The following is a 16,827-nucleotide window of genomic DNA, read 5'->3' on the forward strand; positions in this document are numbered from 1 at the left end:
GTGCACGACTCCGGCCGCTGTCGCGGGCGACAGCGGTGGCGGGCTCCCCTGCACGGGGCGATGGCAGACACGGTAGAGCCGACGGTGGGGTCGGCTGCTACATGACGGTAGAGCCGACTGTCAGTCGGCTGCCTTTAATTCAATGCAACGGGTGCCGTCGCAGGCGCAGCCGGCGCGGCAACCGGCTGCATGGCAACGACCTTGGCCTGCACCGGCATGCCGGGCATGAAGACCTTCTGCACGCCGTCGATGATCACCCGGTCGCCGGCCTTCAGGCCCTGCTGCACGATGCGCAGCCCGTCGGCGTTGCGGCCCAGGGTGATGTCCTGGCGCTGCGCCTTGCCTTCCTTGTCGACCACGTACACGTACTTGCGGTCCTGGTCGGTGAGCACGGCCTTCTCGTCGATCAGCATGGCCTGGAACTGGCCGCTGCCGAGCAGCTGTACGCGGGCGAACAGGCCCGGGGTGAAGGTGCGGTCGGCGTTGTCCAGCAGCGCGCGGACACGGATGGTGCCGGTGCTGCGGGTGACCTGGTTGTCCAGGAAGTCGACCTTGCCTTCGTGCGGGTAGCCCTCTTCGCCGGACAGGCCGACCTTGACCGGCAGGTCGCTGTCGCGCTCGCTCGGGCGCTCGCCCTTGCGGGCCATCTGCGCGTAGCGCAGGAAGGTGCCTTCGTCGGCATCGAAGTACACGAACACCTTGTCCAGCGAGACCAGCGTGGTCAGCACGCTGGCGCTGTCGCCGGCGGTGACCAGGTTGCCGGCGGTGACCATCGCGCGACCGGCGCGGCCGTTGATCGGGGCACGCACCCTGGTGAATTCCAGGTTCAGGGCCGCCGCATCCAGCGCGGCCTGCGCGGCCTGCACGCTGGCCCCGGCCTGGTCGGCCGCGGCGCGGCGCTGTTCCCAGGTTTCGGTGGAGATGGCCTGCTGGTCGGACAGCTTCTTGGCGCGCTCGGACTCGCTGCGGGCCAGCGTGGACTGGGTGCGGGCGCGGGCAAGTTCGGCGCGGGCGCGGTCGTACTCGGCCTGGTAGCTGCGGGCGTCGATGGTGAACAGCACATCGCCCTTCTTCACTTCCTCGCCCTCGACGTAATTGACCTTGTCGATATAGCCGGACACGCGCGGACGCAGCTCCACGCTCTGCACCGCTTCGACGCGGCCGCTGAAGTCATCCCACTGACTGACCGGCTTGATCAGCACCGGCGCGGCACTGACCGAGGGCGGCGGCGGCATGCCCGCTTCTTCGGCGTGGCCGCCACTGCAGGCGGCCAGCACGGCCGCGGCGAGGATCGACACGCCGGCCATGGCCAGCCGTCGGGTGATACGGGAGGGGGTGGAAATCTGGGAGGTCATGACATGCATCCGTACGGAGGGGGGTGGTGATAGGAAATCTGAGCGCGGGGCGACGTGGGTGGCGTAGCCTGGGACCTGAACCTTGGTAGAGGTCAAGCGGTACCGGCGACGTTGCGCAGCGGTGGGGGAGGCCAATCCAGGTGCAGCAGGCCCCGCGGCAGTTCGGCATCGCGGGCGTCGCAGCGGACGATGGCGCGGTTATCCGTACAGTTGTCCAGCAACGACACCAGCCGGCGCCCGACCAGCAGGGCGCTGGGCCATTCGATGCAGGCGTTGGCCGCGTTGGTGGGCGTGCACACCGGGCTGCACACTTCCAGCATCTGCGCGCGTACGCCCAGCGCCTGCGCTTCCTGGTGCAGCACCTGCGCGTACATGCGCGTGGTGGACATGGTGATGGACGACTCGCCATGCCCGGCCCACGGCTTGAAGCCGGCCGGGCCGCCGACCAGCACGTAACGCAGGGTGTGTGCGCCACCGCGCAGCAGCGGCAGCAGGTGGCGGCCAGCGTGGACGTGCGGCATCACGTCGGCCTGCAACGCCTGCAACAGGGCATCGCCGCTGCGGTCGGTCACCCGGCCGCGGTTGTACGGGCCGCCCATCGCATCGACCACGGCCGCCAGCCTGCGGCGCCGCGTGCCGATGCGCTCGGCCACGGTGCGGGCCGAGCCGTCGTCGCCGAGGGAGCCGAGCAGGGTTTCCAGCCCGGGCTCGTCGGCGAACTGTTCCTGCAGGGCGGCCAGCCGAGCGGGGTCGCGGCTGACTACCAGAACCGGGCTGCCGGCCTCCAGCAGCGCAGCCACGATGCCCTGGCCGACACTCCCGGTGCCGCCCAAGACCAGGACCTCGGGGGCCAGCGTCCCACTCATGGGACTTTCACTCCCGCCGCCGGGATAATCCCAATCCGGCCCAGTCGGTCGCCATGGCGGGCGCCGAGCTGCAGACTGCCGCCGCGCTGCAGGTTGGCCGGTGGGGTGAACTCACGGAAAGCCTTGTGGGAGAAGCCGGAGGGGCGCCTCTCTACGGTCATCGCCAGTTCCAGCGGGGCCTTGCGGCCGCTGAGCACGCGGCCAAGAATGTTCCGCAACCACATGGTTGACGTCCTTCGTTTCGGGAATGGCGCCAGATTAGTCCTCAAATTGCTACTTGATTAGTCCGGATTAAGGGGAATAATCATCCCGTTCCCGGCACAATCTATCGGGCAACCTACCCCTCCCCGACTTCGGACCCCGTCATGGCACACGATCTCAACGACACGCTGATCTTCGTCAAAGTGGTCGAGCAAGGCAGTTTCATCGCCGCGGCCACTGCACTTGGCCTGCCCAAGACCACCGTCAGCCGCAAGGTGCAGGAACTGGAAACGCGGCTTGGCGCGCGCCTGCTGCACCGGACCACCCGCCGGCTGGGCCTGACCGAGGCCGGGTCGGTCTACCACGAGCATTGCCAGCGCATCGCACGCGAGCTGGAAGAAGCCGAAGGCGCGGTCAACCAGCTGCAGTCCGGCCCACGTGGCTGGCTGCGTTTCACCGTGCCCTACTCGATCGGCATCACCTGGATCGCACCGCTGCTGGGCGAATTCCATGCGCAATATCCGGAAATCCAGCTGGACATGCACCTGGGCAACGAGAAGCTGGACCTGATCGCCGGCGAAGCCGACCTTGCCTTGCGCGTGGGCACCCTGCCCGACTCCAACCTGGTGGCGCGCAAGCTTGGCAGCCTGCGCACGCAGGTGTTCGCCAGCCCGGCCTACATCGAACGCTATGGCGAGCCGCTGCATCCGGACGAGCTGCAGTTCCATCGCATCCTGGCGATGCGCAAGGCACGCAACCTCAACAACAACCGGTTCTTCTGGCAGCTGGGCGAAAACGGTGGTGACCTGCGCGATTTCCCGGTCAATCCGCTGCTGGTCGCCAATGACCCCTCGGCGTTGAACGGCGCGCTGGTGTGCGGCGAAGGCCTGCTGCTGACCGGTGATGTGATGGCAAAACCCTTCGTCGAATCGGGCATGGTGCGGCGCGTGCTGGCCGGCTGGACCGGACCGGAGGTGGACTTCAACGCGGTGTTCGCCGGCGGCCGGCTGGTCTCGCCGAAGGTGCGCGCCTTCGTCGATTTCCTGGTCGCCAAGCTCGACTTCGACGCCAACTACATGCTGGCGCAGTGTCCCAACGCCAAGTACGCCAAACAGCACAACGCGCAGGCCGAAGACGAACTGCAGGCCACCGGCAAGCGGATCCTGGAGACGGTCACCGCAGGCTGACCGACGGCGTAGCCGAACACGGCCTCCCTACCTGACAACGCCGCCTCCGGGCGGCGTTTTTTCGTCCGCGACGACGCGCGGATTGTCGCTAACGGCACGATCCTGTTTTTCACCCTTCGCAATGATGCAGAAGGTTTATGAGCGAACCCGGTCACGTCTCGATGCGTGGGACGGCGTTATTTCTGCGCCGCGTCACGTTAAGCAACGTCCTGGCGACGCCACGCGTTTTTTCGTCCGCGCCCGAGGACTAGCGTCCGCCCCACTCGACCCGGCCACCCCGGCCGGACGCACTGGAGGGGAAGACATGCATCACCCGTTCCGTACGTGCAGGATCCAACCGCGCAAGACCACCCTGTCCCTCCTGCTGATGGCGATGTTGACGCCGCTGCCCGCGTTGGCCCAGAGCACGGTCGGGGACATCCTCGGGCATGTCCCCGATGCCGCCGGCGGCAGCGTCCAGATCCGCAGCCTGGAGGCCGGCACCTCCCGTGACGCCCGCATCAGCGCCGACGGCAGGTTCCGCCTGCCGGCCTTGCCGACCGGACAGTATGACGTCCGCATCACCCGCACCGACGGCACCACCGATCAACGCCAGGTAACCGTGGTCGCCGGGCAGACCACCCAGGCCGATTTCGCCAAGGCCGCCACGCTGGAAGCGGTGAACGTGCGTGCCAGCAGCGTGGCACCGATCGACCTCGGCAGTGTGGAGACCCGCACCACCTTTACCGCCGAACAGCTCAACACGCTGCCGGTTGCGCGCGATGTCACCAGCATCTCGCTGCTCACCCCGGGTACGGTAGCCAGCAGCAGCTTCTTCGGGCCGGCCTCGTTCGGCGGTGCATCGGCGGCCGAGAACAGTTACTACATCAACGGCTTCAACGTCACCAACCTGTTCGACAGCCTGTCCTTCGCCGAAGTGCCCTTCCAGGCCATCGACCAACTGGATGTGCAGACCGGCGGCTATGGCGCGCGTTACGGGTTTTCCACTGGCGGGGTCACCAGCGTCAACGTCAAGCGCGGCACCAACACCTGGAAAGGCGGGGTCAGCTGGACCACGGCACCGGACGCCCTGCGCGAAAATGCGCCCGATACGCTTCGCACCGATGGCAGCATCCTGCGTTCGTACGACAACAACCGCCAGTCCAGCGATGTGTTCAGCGCCTGGGCCGGCGGCCCGTTGATCGAGGACAAGCTGTTCGTGTTCGCGCTKGGCAGCCTGACCCGATCGGACAAAACCGCCTTCGGCGGACGTTCGTCGAGCAACCCGCGCAGCGCGCGCGATCCGGACACCCCCGTGCCGCCCACGTCGCTGGCGGCGTCTGCACAGGACTACCGCGCGCGCGATCCCTACTGGCTGCTGAAACTCGACTGGTACCTCAACGACCGCAACCACCTGGAATACACCGGTTTCGACAATCGCCGCCGCTACCGTTACGACTATTACGACACCGAGTACGCCAGCGACCAGCCTGGTGCGGCAGTAGACAAGGGCGACTACCGAGGGCGCCTGGAAGGCCGCTCCGGCGGCACCACCAACGTGTTCAAGTGGACCAGCCAGCTCGGCGATGATGTTACCGCCAGCCTGCAGCACGGGCGCATGCGCAATACCAACGGCGAGTACACGATCAGCCCGGACGGACAGCGTGGCGACTACGATGGCGACATCAACGCCGCCGACGGCGACTGCCCTTACGTGGTCGACCGCGTACTGGGCAAGCAGGTGGGCTGCGCGGTCAACAGCCAGCTCGGCCTGCGTGCGGGCAGCAACGAGCGCAGCAACACCCAGGCCGACCTGGTCTGGCAGCTGGGCAACCATCAGCTCGGCGGCGGCTACAGCAAGGAGGACTGGACCTCGGTGCAGGGCACCGCCTATTCCAGCGGCGCCTACTGGAACCTCTACGCCAACTACGCACAGCGCATCGATTTCCGCACCGGTGGCCGCATCGGCGTCAAGCAGGCGTCGTGGTACCTGGAAGACCATTGGCAGGTCACCGACCGGCTGATGCTGTACGCCGGGCTGCGCAATGATTCGTTCGACAACCGCAACGGCAGCGGCGCGACGTTCGTCAAGCAGTCCAATATCTGGCAGCCGCGGCTGGGCCTTTCGTGGGATCCCACCGGCGACGGCGACAGTAAGCTGTACGCATCGCTTGGCCGCTACTCGCTGCCCATCGCCGCCAACGTGGCACTGCGCGCGGCTACCGCGTCGTACTACACGATGGATTACTACACCTACGACGGCTACGACCCGGTCACCGGCAAGCCCAACATCACCGGCTCGTATCGCAACGGCAGCGCCGACAGCGTAGTCAACGGCGCCGACGGCAGCACGCCCGATCCGCGCGCGGTCGCATCCCGCGGGTTGAAGCCTTACACGCAGGACGAGGCGATCCTCGGCTTTCAACGGCAACTGCGCTCCTCCAACGATTGGGTCGATGGCTGGACGCTGGGCGCCAAGATCACCCTGCGCCGGATCAATCAGGTGATCGATGACACCTGCGATTCGCGATCGTTGTACAACGCGGCCAAGGCGGCCGGCTACGACGTCTCGCATTGGGACAGCGAATGGGAGGTTCCGGGCGGCCTGCCCGGCTGCTGGATCTTCAATCCCGGCAGCGACCTGACCCTGGACATTGATGTCGATGGCGACGGCAAGCCGGACACCATCACTGTTCCTGGCAGCGAACTGGGCCCCAAGGCCAAGCGCAGCTACCGCTCGCTGAGCCTGTCGGCGGAGAAGCGGACCGAACGCTGGTATGCCAGCGTCAACTACACCTGGGCCAAGCTGTACGGCAACTACGAAGGCCTGGTGAAGAGCACCAACGGCCAGGACGACACCGGCACGACCTCGGACTTCGACTTCAAGGAACTGTCCTACGGCGCCGATGGCTACCTGTTCAATGATCGTCGCCACAGCTTCAAACTGTACGGCAGTTACCAGTTGACCCCGCAGTGGCAGCTGGGCGCGAATCTGCTGGTGCAGTCCGGGACGCCGATCAGCTGCCTGGGCGGCGGCAACGGCACCTTCGATACCGACTTCGGCTATCGCGGTGTGTTCCACACCTGCAACGTCGGTATGGACGACCTTTCCAAGGTGGGGAGCAGTGGACGCACGCCGTGGACGATGTCGGTCAACCCGAACGTGGTGTATTCGCCGGCCGCGCTGCCGGGGCTGAGCGTGCAGTTGTCGGTGATCAACCTGTTCAATTCGATCAAGCCGGTGCAGGTGTATGAGGCGCGCTACGACGTCAATTCCGCCGGGACGGTGACCGACTACTTCAACTACGGCAAGGCGCGCTACTACACCACGCCGCGGTATGCGCGGCTGCAGGTGCAGTACGACTGGTGAGGGCGTCGGCACCCCACAGAAAGGACGCTCCTGTCCCGATGGAGGGAGCGTCCTTCTGCGAAGGCCTTGGCGCGTGGCGCACGGCGATATGCGTGTGGCTTGGTCGCCTGGGCGCCGTGTGGATCAAGTGCTGTCTCCGCTCTGGCATGTCGCGAGCGTGAGGGCCCCGTAGCGGCCGGGGGCGTCGCCGGAAAGGGCATGGGGGCCCAGCGCCCGCCCCCCGACCCCCGCGTCTGACAGGTCGTAGCGCGCGTTCCGTGCCTGCGGGAGCGATGGGAGAAAAACAAAAAAATGCCGCCTACAAAGGCGGCATTTTTGCTCCGGCACGTGGCCCGAGCCTCAGCAACGCCAGATGTTACTGACGCAGCGGAATCACGCGGATCTCCACGCGGCGGTTCTGCGCGCGGCCTGCGTCGGTGCTGTTGTCGGCGATCGGATACGCCTTGCCGGCGCCGAGGGTTTCGATGCGCGCGCCCTGCACGCCCTGGGCGGTCAGGTAGGCGGCGACCGAGTCGGCGCGTTCCTTGGACAGGCGATTGTTGACCGCGTCGCTGCCAATGCTGTCGGTGTGGCCGACCACTTCGATCATGGTCTGGTTGTATTCGGCCAGCGTGCTCGCCACGCCGTTGAGCGAGCCGTAGAACTGCGGCTTCAGCGTGGATTTGCCGAAATCGAAGGTGATGCCGTCCGGCAGGTTCAGGGTCAGGTTGTCGCCATCACGCGACACATCGATACCGGTGTTGGCGGTACGTTCGCGCAGCGCGCGTTCCTGGCGATCCTGGTACTGGCCGATCGCCGCACCACTGAGCGCGCCGATACCGGCACCGATCATCGCGTGCTGGCGGCGCTCGGTAGCGCTGTTGCCGCTGAGCAGACCGGCGGCCACGCCCACGGCAGTACCGATCAGCGCATTGCGGCCGGTCTTGTTCTGCTGCTGGGTCGGGTTGCCGTAGGGGTCGGACTGGACGTACGAACCGCCGGTGGCGCAGGCCGACAAAGCGGCGGCGGTCATAAGGGCCAGGGCCACGTTACGGGTTGCGGGTCGGATCATGATGTTCTCCTTGGTTACCGGTGTATCGGCGTGCGGGCGGGAAAGAGCATAAACAGCCTGACGCGATGCCGACATGACGACACGTGCGGCCGTCTCCCCCGCGTTCAGGTTTCTGACCCGACCTGTCCGGCGCCGCTCATGCCCCGCCGGTATGCCGGTACGCCGCCAGCGCCGCATCGCGCCCGGCGGCCAGATCGACCAGCGGCAGCGTCGGATAGGACGGTGCGTGTTCGGCCAGCAGGTGTGGATGCTGCCAGGGCGCAAAGCGCGCCTTCAACGGCAACGCAGCCAGTTCGGGCACCCAGCGGGTGATGTAACGCGCCTGCGGATCGAACTTCTCCGATTGGGTCACCGGATTGAAGATGCGGAAATACGGCGCCGCATCCGCCCCGGTGCCGGCCACCCACTGCCAGCCCATGGTGTTGTTGGCCAGGTCGGCATCCACCAGCGTGTCCCAGAACCAGCGCGCGCCCTCGCGCCAGTGCTGGCGCAGGTGCTTGCACAGGAAACTGGCCACCAGCATGCGTACCCGGTTGTGCATGTAGCCGGTGGCCCACAGCTCGCGCATACCCGCATCGATGATCGGAATGCCCGTGCGCCCCTGCTGCCACGCCTGCAACTGCCCCGCATTGGGCGCGGCCCAGCGGAAGCCGTCGAAGCGCGGGTTGAGGTTGTGGTCGGTGGTCTGCGGGAAGTGATGCAGCAGGTGGTGGGAGAATTCACGCCAGCCCAGTTCGCGGATGTAGCCATCGATGTCGGCGTCGCGGCTGGCACTGCGCGCCGGCTGCAACTGATGCACGACCTGCCACGGCGCAATCTCGCCGAAATGCAGATGCGGGGACAGCAGCGAGGTGCCCACCCGGTCGGGCAGGTCACGCTGCTGCCGATAGCCGTTGAGCGCCCCGTCGATGAACACCGTCAACGCCTCCTGCGCGCCCGCCTCGCCCGGCTGCCAGTGCGTCCAGAACCCGGCATCCCACGGCAACGTGGCCGCCAGGCCGAGCGTATCGAGCGCCTCGCCCTGCAGCGGATGGGCCGGCAGCGACGCCGGCGCACGGACCGGCGCGGGCAGCTGCAGGCGGGTGAGTGCGTTGCGCCAGTACGGAGTGAACACCTTGTACGGGCCACCCTGCAGGGTGGTGATATCCCATGGCTCCAGCATCAGGCTGCCGTTGTGGCTCTGCGCCTCGATGCCCTGCTCGCGCAGGTCGCGCTTGATCCTCGCATCGCGCGGCTGCGTGGCCGGTTCGTACTTGCGGTTCCAGTACACCGCCACCGCACCGGATGCGGCGATCAACCGCTCAAGTTCGGCCTGGCTGTCGCCGCGACACAGCACCAGCGACGAGCCACGGCCACGCAGGTCTGCATCGAGCGCGGCCAGCGAACGGTGCAGCCAGGCATTGGACGCGCCACCGGGCGCCCAATCGCCTTCCTCATGCGGCGCATGGATATAGACCGGCACCGGCACGTGTCCAGCATCCAGCGCGGCCTGCAAGGCCGGGTTGTCCTGCAGACGAAGATCTCGGCGGAACCACACCAGCGCTAGCGACACGACGACCGTCCAATGAGAGGAAACAGGGCGCATGATAGCCAGCGCGCGTGAAAGACGGTGCCGGTCGTCGCCGCGCGGATACGGTTGTGCCTCCCCGAGGCGATGGCCAGTCTTCGCCTCCTTCCCTGCAACGACATCGGCCATGCACACACTGCACGCATCCTTCGCCCGCTTCGGCCCGCTGCATGCCCAGCCGGCAGATCTGTGGCGTGGCGAGCTACCGCTGCCCGCCCCGCTGGCGGCCTTCTACGCGCAGATAGGCCCGTGGGGCGAGACCGTGCATGCCAACGTGGGACCGGTCGGCATCGACATCCCCGGCGTCAACGTGTGTTTCCCGCCCCTGCATCGGCTGTGGTCCCTGCAGGCCGGCTATCGGTGGCAAGGCAACAGCGGTGAGCGCCTGACCGATTGGCGCGACCCTTGGCTGGTGATCGCCGAACAGAATGCCGACCCCTTCATCTTCGATCGCGACAGCGGCCAGGTCCTGTTCGCGTTCCATGGCGCGGGCCGCTGGGAGGCGTCGGTACTGACGCAGGACCTGACGACCTTCCTCGCCGCCATCGCGGCCATCGGTACGGTGTACCTCGACGCCGGGGACGACCTGGAAGACGACGATGGCGCGCTGCGCCCGGCGCATCGTGACGCGGCGCTGGGCGCGTTGGCCACGGTGCTGGGCCAGGAAAACGCGGCCGAACGCTTCTTCGAGGCGCTGGAGTGGTGAATGCACCGCGCCGCGTCTTCGCGCGGACGCCATGCGCCCTGCACCCACCCTGCACGCCGCACCCGCCAAGGTGGTGCCCTGCCCCGCCCCAGCCGGCTGTTGCCAAGGCGTAAGCACGGTCATGTCATGCGCCGGCTCCCTGACCTGCCCCACGAGGATGCCGTTGCCATGGCCACGTTCGCGCCTGCTGTTGTCTATTCGCCCGACATTGAACATCGCCAGGACGACGAGGAGGACACCATCGCCGAGCTGGCGACGGTGTTCACCGGCATGGCCCGCACCGTGGCCGAGCATGAAGGCCATGCGCGCCGCGCGGTGCACGCCAAGGGCCACGCCCTGCTGACAGGCCGCTTCCAGGTGCTCGATGGGCTCCCCGCCGAGCTCGCCCATGGCCTGTTCGCCACCGCCGGTACGTACCAGGCGCTGGTGCGCCTGTCCTCACCGCCCGCCGAGCAACTGCCCGATACCGTGTCCACGCCCCGCGCGATGGCAGTGAAGCTGCTGGACGTCCCCGGTGCGCGCGTGGAGGGGGGCGAGGAGGAGCACAGCCAGGACTTCCTGATGGTCAACGGACCGGCCTTCAGCACGCCCGGCATCCAAGGCTTCCTGCGCTCGGCCAAGCTGCTGGCGTCCACCACCGAACGCATGCCGCGGACCAAACAGGTGCTGTCGGCCGCGCTGCGCGGCACCGAAGCGGCGCTCGAAGCGGTAGGCGGACAAAGCGCGACGTTGAAGGCGCTGGGCGGTGAACCCCAGCACCATCCACTGGGCGAAACGTTCTTCACCCAGGTCCCGTTCCTGTATGGGCCGCACATGGCCAAGTTTTCCTGGGTGCCGGTCTCGCCCGCACTGCTCGCGCTGACCGGTCAGCCGCTGGCATCGACGGCCGATACGCAGCGCGAGGCGATCTGCAGCTTCTTCGAGCGCCTCGATGCGCCGGTCGAGTGGGAGCTGCGGGTGCAGCTGTGCCGTGATCTGGAACAGATGCCCATCGAGGACGCCTCGGTGGTCTGGCCCGAAGCGCTCAGTCCGTTCGTGGCCGTCGGACGCCTGGTGGTCGGCGCGCAGCCGGCGTGGAGCGCCGATGCCGAGGCGCGCGAAGACGGCCTTGCGTTTGCGCCGTGGCACGCCTTGGCGGCGCACCGTCCGCTGGGCAGCCTCAACCGTGCCCGCCGCATCGTGATGGCCGCATCGCGGCAGTTCCGCGCACAGTTCAACCGCTGCCCGATCCATGAGCCGTCGGGCACGGTCGGTTGAAACATGCCGCACGCGCTGTCGGATCATGAATCGAACGCATCAACGCGCTTGACCTCAACCTTGCTTCAGGTCCGATCATGACCGCTCTTTCCACGGAGTTGTCTGCGATGTCCTATACCCTGCCCGCCCTGCCCTACGCCTACGACGCCCTCGAGCCGCATTTCGATGCGCAGACGATGGAAATCCACCACGCGCGCCACCACCAGGCCTACGTCAACAATCTCAACGCCGCGCTGGCCGAGGCAGGCATCAAGGCAACGCCGATCGAGCAGCTGATTGCCGACATCGCATCGCTGCCAGAAGGCGTACGCAACGCCGTGCGCAACAACGGCGGCGGGCATGCCAACCACAGCCTGTTCTGGACCGTGCTCAGCACCGACGGCGGCACGCCGCAGGGCGCGCTGGCGGCCGCCATCGAACGTGACCTCGGCGGCTACCAGGCCTTCAAAGACGCCTTTACCAAGGCGGCGCAGACCCGTTTCGGCAGCGGCTGGGCATGGCTGACGCTCGGCCGTGACGGCAAGCTGCTGGTCGAGAGCAGCCCCAACCAGGACAGCCCGCTGATGGGCGCTTACGCCAACCTGTCCGGCGGCGTGCCGATCCTGGGCCTGGACGTGTGGGAGCACGCCTATTACCTGCACTACCAGAACCGTCGGCCGGACTACATCGCCGCCTTCTTCAACCTGATCGACTGGGCCGAAGTGACGCGCCGCTTCCAGGCCGCCGGCGGCCGCTGATGAAACCGGGTCCGGTCCGCGACGCGGAGGCCATGGCGGCACCGTCCTCCGGCGCCGTCGGGCCCGACACGGTCGCGCTTCGCCACGTCTGCGGGCAATACCCGACCGGCGTGGCGATCGCCACGGCACGCGATATCCGGGGGCAGGTGGTGGCGATGACGATCAACTCGTTTACCTCGCTGTCGTTGGATCCGCCGTTGGTCGCGTGGAGCATCGGCGCGCGTTCGGCCGACCTGCCGGTATTCGCTGCAGCGCGATGGTTCGGCATCAGCGTATTGTCCTCTGCGCAGGAGGCGCTTGCGCGTCGTTTCGCCGATCCGCTGCTGCGGCGTGACGCGGCCAACATGGCCCTGCTGGATCTGAGCGGAGACGCCCCCCGGGTCCCCGACGCGGTGGGCTGGCTACTGTGCTCGGTGCATCGCACGGTGGCGCTGGGCGACCATCTGCTGATCGTCGGGCGCGTCGCGCATTTCGAGGCCGCGCCCGGCGAGGCGCTGGCCTACCATCGCGGCCGCTATGCACGCATCGATGGCCAGGGGACGCCGTGAAGCAGGCCTGCCCCCACCTCCCCGACACGAAAGCACCGCCATGGACCTAGCTGCACTGCAACGCATGCTCGACAGCGGACGCGACAACGCACTGCTGCGTTTCAGCCTGGGCAAGGGCCTGCTCGAGGCCGGCGATCCGGCAGGGGCGACCTCGCACCTGCTCCACTGCGTGGCGCAGGACCCCGGTTACTCCGCCGGCTGGAAGCTGCTGGGCAAGGCGTGGCTGGCCGCCGGCGATGCGCATGCCGCCTCTCAGGCCTGGCAACAGGGTATCGACGTGGCCCAACGCAACGGCGACAAACAGGCGCAGAAGGAAATGACGGTGTTCAAACGCCGTGCGGACAAGGCCGTCGCCGCGCGCGATTGACCTCGCTCACGGCAATGGCGGTGGCGTTGGTTGGCCCCGGGAAACGGCGAGCATATGACACAGCGGCACCATCACCGGCAGACCGAAAACACCCACCAGCGCCCAGGCGGTAAACCGGTCGAAGATGGCGGCCACCAGCAGGGCGAGCAGGCACAGCAACGCGCCGCTGCCGGCACTCCAACGCGCCCAGGCCGGGACGCGCTTCAGGCTGAGGCCATCGAGCAGGAAGCCGACGGTCAGCCGCCAGAAACCGATCAGCGCGACCGTGGCCACCACCACCCCCATCAGCATCGGCGCGTGGTCGGGATGCGGGTTCGGGTAGGCCAACACCAGCAGGCCGAATCCATCCAGCACGGTGACCGGCACCGCCAGCAACAGCAGTTCCAGCACCAGCAAGGTGATCCCCAGCCCCTCTACCCAGCGCGCCTTCGCCATTGCGTCGTTTCCCCGAGCCCCAAGCGCGGATCATACAACGCGCGCGTCGCGGTCAATCGCCCTTCTGGCGCTGCTGCTTGCGCTCGAAACGCTGCATCGACGCGCGGATCAAGGCCTTGGCGTCGGCCGCATTGCCCCAGCCATTGAGCTGCACCGGATTGCGTCCCTCGGGCAGGTCCTTGTAGACGCGGAAAAACGCCTCGATGCGCTGGCGTTCGATCAGCGGCAGGTCGTGCAGGTCGCGGATGTTGGCGTAGGTGGGGTCGAGTTTGTCGGTGGGCACGCCGATGACTTTTTCATCGTGCTCGCCGCCATCGACCATCTTCAGGAAGCCGATCGGGCGGAAGCGCACGATCACCCCGGGGTGCAACGGCTCACGGGTGAGCACCAGCGCATCGAGCGGGTCGTTGTCGCCGGCCAGCGTGCGTGGCATCGAGCCGTAGTTGGCCGGATAGGCCACCGGCATGGACTGGAAGCGATCCACATGGACCAGTCCGTCCTCCTTGATTTCATACTTGGTGAAGCTGCCGGCCGGGATCTCCACGGCCAGGTTGACCTCCTCCGGTGCTTCCCTGGGCTGGGCGGCCAGGAACGGGTGCAGCACCGCATTGGTGGCGGCACTGGCGCCCGCGAGCAGCAGCAATGCGGCGGCGATGGCGCCCAGGGGAATTACGCGTCGCGTGTCGATCATCATCGTCTCCAGCAGCGGCCGGGCGCGTGGAGGCGGCCCGGCCCGGGGGTCATTCCCAGCAACGGTCGGCGCGGCCCTTGAGGGTCTGCGCGCGCGTGCAGTCACGGGGGGCGATGCGTCCTTGCGTCAGCTCGGTCTTGTGCTTGCGGCCATCGGTGCTGCGGGTCAGCTCGAAGCCATCATAGAGCCGGCCGGTGACGGTGCGCGCTTCATAGCGCAGGTGCTGCGGGTCGATGTTCAACACCTGGAACAACTGGGTGTCCTCGCCGACCGGCGCCATGCTGGCACGTGCGGCATCGGACAACCGGTACTGCTTCGGCCCGGCCACGGTGACGATGAACTGCGGGGTCGCGCCCTGCCCTTCGCCACGACGGCCATAGGTGTGGTCGTGCCCCTGCAGCACCAGATCGACCTGATGGCGGCGCACCACCGGCAGCAGCACGTCACGCAGTTCGGCGTTCTCGCGACCTTCGCGCGGCGAGTAGAAGGGCTGGTGCAGCAGCACGATGCTCCACGGGTGCGGGTTGTCGGCCAGCACCTTGTCCAGCCAGACGGCCTGCGCCTGCGCGGTCCCCAGGTCCAGTGCCGAGGTGCCATCCAGCACCGCGATGCGCACGCCCTGGTAGTCGAACCAGTAGGTGCTGGTATCGGCCGCGTCCACGCCGTTGCGCGGCAGCGCGAAGGTCACCGGCCAATGGCGACCGAGCACGCGACGTTCCTGCGGGGTGTCTTCGAACTCCTCGACGTACTCATGGTTGCCGATCGCCGGGGCGACGGCGGTTTCCTGCGGCAGCCAGCCCGCGGCGGCGAACCACTCACCCCACTCGCTGTCGTCCTGGCCGTCGCCGCCGCTGACCAGGTCGCCGGCGAACAGGCTCAGGCGCGCCTGCGGGGCGGCCTTGAGACCGGCGCGCAGTACCCGCGAGACATGGCTGAGGTTCTTGTTCTGGGTATCGCCGAAGTACAGCAGGGTCAGCGCCTGGGTAGCGCTGCCGGCGGTGCGCAGCTGGTTCCAGGCACTCCACGTGGCCTGCCCCTGCACGCGCCACAGGTACAGCGTGTCGGGCTGCAGTCCGCTGACATCGGCGCGGTGGTAATGCGCGCTGCCGTTCTCGGTGTCCAGCACGCGGGTGCTGGCGGTGATGCGGGTGACGCGGCCAACATCGGGCGAATCGCCGGCCAGCACCCACTCCAGCACCGGCGTGCCGACCGTCGTGTCGGTCCGCCACGACACGCCGAAACCGCGCGCGGCGTCCTGTGCGGGCGAGGCCACGATCCGGTCCGGGAAGCCACTGGCGGCGTAATGGAGGTTGCCCGTCGGCACCTGCGTGTTCGGCTCGGCGACGGTGTCCGCGCTGTTCGCGATCAGCGGGGCGCTGCCGAGCAGCAACGCCAGCAGCACGGTCGCGCTGGCCATGGGCGTGCGCCTCATGGCGCGCACTCCAGCGGCAACGACAACTGCCTGGCCACGCTGGCCCAGTCGAAGGCGACCACGCCCTGGTCGTCGTGCACCGCGTACAGCACGCCGTGCGGGAAACGCGTGGAGGCATGCTGGTCCAGCCAGATGCCGTCGGTGTTGGCCACCTTGTTGCCCTGGAACGCGCCAACGTGCTTGAAGGTATGCCGGTCGAACAGGTGGAACACGCTGCGCTGCTTGCCCTGCTCGGTGGTGATCCACCAGCCGTCCTTGCCGCAGGTACGCAGCATCACGCCTTCGGCCTGCGCCTTGAAGGCATCGCGTCCAAAGGTGGTGCCGGTGAACCGGCCGTCCAGCGTGTAGACCTTGATCTCGCTGGCGTAGGTTTCGTCTTCCTCGGCGATCAGCAGGCGGTCGTTGGCCGGGTCGCCCCAGATCGATTCGACCACGCGCAGCGCGCCGGCCTCGCTGGTGTCGCCGATGCTGGACACCAGCCGGGCATCCAGCGCACCGCCCTTCACGCTGAGCGCGTAGCGGCGCACGCGCTTGTCCAGTTCGGCCAGCGGCGGCAGCCCGTCGTTGCCCTGCGCATCCTCGCCAGCGTCGTAGGAGTCGGTCACGTAAACCTCGTAACCCTCCCGCTGCTTGTTGACCCACAGCCCGTAGGGCTTGCGCAGGTCGTCGGCGGCGAACACGCCCAGCGGGGTGAAGTCGGGCAGTTGCAGGACCTGCACGCGGTGGTTGTCGCGCTCCACGATCAGCACCACGTCATCGACCACGGCGATGCCGTTGGGGCGGACGAACTGGCCCGGTGCGGTGCCGGTGCTGCCGACGTCGCGCAGGTGTGCACCGGTCTGGCCGTCGTACACCACCAGCTTGTCGGTGGCCTTGGCGGTGGCGATCAGCCACTGATGCCCATCGGCGGTGGTCCAGCTGGCTGGCGAGTCGATGTTGTCGGCCGGCGTCATCGGGGTCAGGAAGGCTTCGGCTACCGTGCTCACCGCGCGGGCGGCATCGGCCGCTGGCGCAACCGGTGCCGGCGCAGCACCGTGCCGGCAGGCCGCCAACAGGGCCAGGCTCAACAGGCCGATGA

At 67.6% G+C, this 16,827-nt stretch carries 16 protein-coding genes; 7 read left to right on the forward strand and 9 right to left on the reverse strand.

Annotation, left to right across the window (positions count from 1 at the left end; genetic code table 11):
- Positions 1 to 134: 134 nt before the first annotated feature.
- The 3 genes from AC1DR7_RS15815 to AC1DR7_RS15825 form a co-directional block, all read right to left on the reverse strand.
- Positions 135 to 1,355 carry an efflux RND transporter periplasmic adaptor subunit gene (locus AC1DR7_RS15815; RefSeq protein ID WP_457319048.1) on the reverse strand — a complete coding sequence of 407 codons (1,221 nt, stop codon included), beginning with the start codon at positions 1,353 to 1,355 and terminating at the stop codon, positions 135 to 137.
- Between the two features lie 92 nt (positions 1,356 to 1,447).
- Positions 1,448 to 2,221, reverse strand: a complete 774-nt coding sequence (locus AC1DR7_RS15820; RefSeq protein WP_457319049.1) for an SDR family NAD(P)-dependent oxidoreductase — start codon at positions 2,219 to 2,221, stop codon at positions 1,448 to 1,450.
- Entirely contained in the window at positions 2,218 to 2,445 is a 228-nt protein-coding gene (locus AC1DR7_RS15825) for a hypothetical protein (protein WP_256774039.1), read from the reverse strand. Before AC1DR7_RS15825 ends, AC1DR7_RS15820 begins: the two co-directional genes overlap by 4 nt.
- A gap of 141 nt (positions 2,446 to 2,586) precedes the next feature.
- On the opposite strand from AC1DR7_RS15825, the gene AC1DR7_RS15830 reads away from it, so the two are divergent.
- Positions 2,587 to 3,609: a LysR family transcriptional regulator gene (locus tag AC1DR7_RS15830; protein ID WP_256774040.1), complete on the forward strand. Its 1,023-nt coding sequence runs from the start codon at positions 2,587 to 2,589 to the stop codon at positions 3,607 to 3,609.
- 304 nt (positions 3,610 to 3,913) lie between these two features.
- Entirely contained in the window at positions 3,914 to 6,958 is a 3,045-nt protein-coding gene (locus tag AC1DR7_RS15835) for a TonB-dependent receptor (RefSeq protein ID WP_478051339.1), read from the forward strand.
- Between the two features lie 355 nt (positions 6,959 to 7,313).
- Here AC1DR7_RS15835 and AC1DR7_RS15840 read toward each other — a convergent pair whose 3' ends face one another.
- Together AC1DR7_RS15840 and AC1DR7_RS15845 are read right to left on the reverse strand one after the other, a co-directional pair.
- Complete coding sequence (locus AC1DR7_RS15840; RefSeq protein ID WP_256774042.1) at positions 7,314 to 8,009, reverse strand: YiaD family glycine zipper/OmpA-like lipoprotein; 696 nt, start codon at positions 8,007 to 8,009, stop codon at positions 7,314 to 7,316.
- A gap of 136 nt (positions 8,010 to 8,145) precedes the next feature.
- Positions 8,146 to 9,561 carry a cryptochrome/photolyase family protein gene (locus AC1DR7_RS15845; RefSeq protein ID WP_457321181.1) on the reverse strand — a complete coding sequence of 472 codons (1,416 nt, stop codon included), beginning with the start codon at positions 9,559 to 9,561 and terminating at the stop codon, positions 8,146 to 8,148.
- A 142-nt stretch (positions 9,562 to 9,703) separates the two neighbouring features.
- On the opposite strand from AC1DR7_RS15845, the gene AC1DR7_RS15850 reads away from it, so the two are divergent.
- The 5 genes from AC1DR7_RS15850 to AC1DR7_RS15870 all read left to right on the forward strand — a co-directional run bounded on the left by AC1DR7_RS15850 (position 9,704) and on the right by AC1DR7_RS15870 (position 13,191).
- Positions 9,704 to 10,282 carry a hypothetical protein gene (locus tag AC1DR7_RS15850; RefSeq protein ID WP_478051337.1) on the forward strand — a complete coding sequence of 193 codons (579 nt, stop codon included), beginning with the start codon at positions 9,704 to 9,706 and terminating at the stop codon, positions 10,280 to 10,282.
- 126 nt (positions 10,283 to 10,408) lie between these two features.
- Positions 10,409 to 11,539: a catalase family protein gene (locus AC1DR7_RS15855; RefSeq protein WP_457320727.1), complete on the forward strand. Its 1,131-nt coding sequence runs from the start codon at positions 10,409 to 10,411 to the stop codon at positions 11,537 to 11,539.
- Between the two features lie 107 nt (positions 11,540 to 11,646).
- On the forward strand, positions 11,647 to 12,276 hold the full coding sequence (locus AC1DR7_RS15860) for a superoxide dismutase (protein ID WP_457320731.1): 630 nt from the start codon (positions 11,647 to 11,649) through the stop codon (positions 12,274 to 12,276).
- Entirely contained in the window at positions 12,276 to 12,824 is a 549-nt protein-coding gene (locus AC1DR7_RS15865; RefSeq protein WP_478051335.1) for a flavin reductase family protein, read from the forward strand. Before AC1DR7_RS15860 ends, AC1DR7_RS15865 begins: the two co-directional genes overlap by 1 nt.
- A gap of 40 nt (positions 12,825 to 12,864) precedes the next feature.
- On the forward strand, positions 12,865 to 13,191 hold the full coding sequence (locus AC1DR7_RS15870) for a tetratricopeptide repeat protein (RefSeq protein WP_457320723.1): 327 nt from the start codon (positions 12,865 to 12,867) through the stop codon (positions 13,189 to 13,191).
- 6 nt (positions 13,192 to 13,197) lie between these two features.
- Here AC1DR7_RS15870 and AC1DR7_RS15875 read toward each other — a convergent pair whose 3' ends face one another.
- Genes AC1DR7_RS15875 through AC1DR7_RS15890 form a run of 4 tightly spaced genes read right to left on the reverse strand, consistent with a single transcriptional unit; the run spans position 13,198 to position 16,819 of the window.
- Complete coding sequence (locus AC1DR7_RS15875) at positions 13,198 to 13,626, reverse strand: hypothetical protein (protein WP_457320721.1); 429 nt, start codon at positions 13,624 to 13,626, stop codon at positions 13,198 to 13,200.
- Between the two features lie 52 nt (positions 13,627 to 13,678).
- Complete coding sequence (locus AC1DR7_RS15880; protein ID WP_478051333.1) at positions 13,679 to 14,317, reverse strand: inorganic diphosphatase; 639 nt, start codon at positions 14,315 to 14,317, stop codon at positions 13,679 to 13,681.
- Positions 14,318 to 14,366: 49 nt separating this feature from the next.
- Positions 14,367 to 15,749: a purple acid phosphatase family protein gene (locus AC1DR7_RS15885; protein ID WP_457320380.1), complete on the reverse strand. Its 1,383-nt coding sequence runs from the start codon at positions 15,747 to 15,749 to the stop codon at positions 14,367 to 14,369.
- Positions 15,746 to 16,819, reverse strand: coding sequence for an NHL repeat-containing protein (locus tag AC1DR7_RS15890; protein ID WP_457320384.1), 1,074 nt, complete (start codon positions 16,817 to 16,819; stop codon positions 15,746 to 15,748). Before AC1DR7_RS15890 ends, AC1DR7_RS15885 begins: the two co-directional genes overlap by 4 nt.
- Positions 16,820 to 16,827 lie beyond the last annotated feature (8 nt).

Source organism: Stenotrophomonas sp. P5_A9 (assembly GCF_056400525.1).

Bases quoted from the DNA above. Each gene is read 5' to 3' on its own strand.
- AC1DR7_RS15815 (WP_457319048.1), bottom strand. From the start codon at position 1,355: ATGACCTCCCAGATTTCCACCCCCTCCCGTATCACCCGACGGCTGGCC.
- AC1DR7_RS15870 (WP_457320723.1), top strand. From the start codon at position 12,865: ATGGACCTAGCTGCACTGCAACGCATGCTCGACAGCGGACGCGACAAC.
- AC1DR7_RS15885 (WP_457320380.1), bottom strand. From the start codon at position 15,749: ATGAGGCGCACGCCCATGGCCAGCGCGACCGTGCTGCTGGCGTTGCTG.
- AC1DR7_RS15880 (WP_478051333.1), bottom strand. From the start codon at position 14,317: ATGATCGACACGCGACGCGTAATTCCCCTGGGCGCCATCGCCGCCGCA.
- AC1DR7_RS15820 (WP_457319049.1), bottom strand. From the start codon at position 2,221: ATGAGTGGGACGCTGGCCCCCGAGGTCCTGGTCTTGGGCGGCACCGGG.
- AC1DR7_RS15860 (WP_457320731.1), top strand. From the start codon at position 11,647: ATGTCCTATACCCTGCCCGCCCTGCCCTACGCCTACGACGCCCTCGAG.
- AC1DR7_RS15840 (WP_256774042.1), bottom strand. From the start codon at position 8,009: ATGATCCGACCCGCAACCCGTAACGTGGCCCTGGCCCTTATGACCGCC.
- AC1DR7_RS15875 (WP_457320721.1), bottom strand. From the start codon at position 13,626: ATGGCGAAGGCGCGCTGGGTAGAGGGGCTGGGGATCACCTTGCTGGTG.
- AC1DR7_RS15825 (WP_256774039.1), bottom strand. From the start codon at position 2,445: ATGTGGTTGCGGAACATTCTTGGCCGCGTGCTCAGCGGCCGCAAGGCC.
- AC1DR7_RS15865 (WP_478051335.1), top strand. From the start codon at position 12,276: ATGAAACCGGGTCCGGTCCGCGACGCGGAGGCCATGGCGGCACCGTCC.
- AC1DR7_RS15850 (WP_478051337.1), top strand. From the start codon at position 9,704: ATGCACACACTGCACGCATCCTTCGCCCGCTTCGGCCCGCTGCATGCC.
- AC1DR7_RS15830 (WP_256774040.1), top strand. From the start codon at position 2,587: ATGGCACACGATCTCAACGACACGCTGATCTTCGTCAAAGTGGTCGAG.
- AC1DR7_RS15855 (WP_457320727.1), top strand. From the start codon at position 10,409: ATGCGCCGGCTCCCTGACCTGCCCCACGAGGATGCCGTTGCCATGGCC.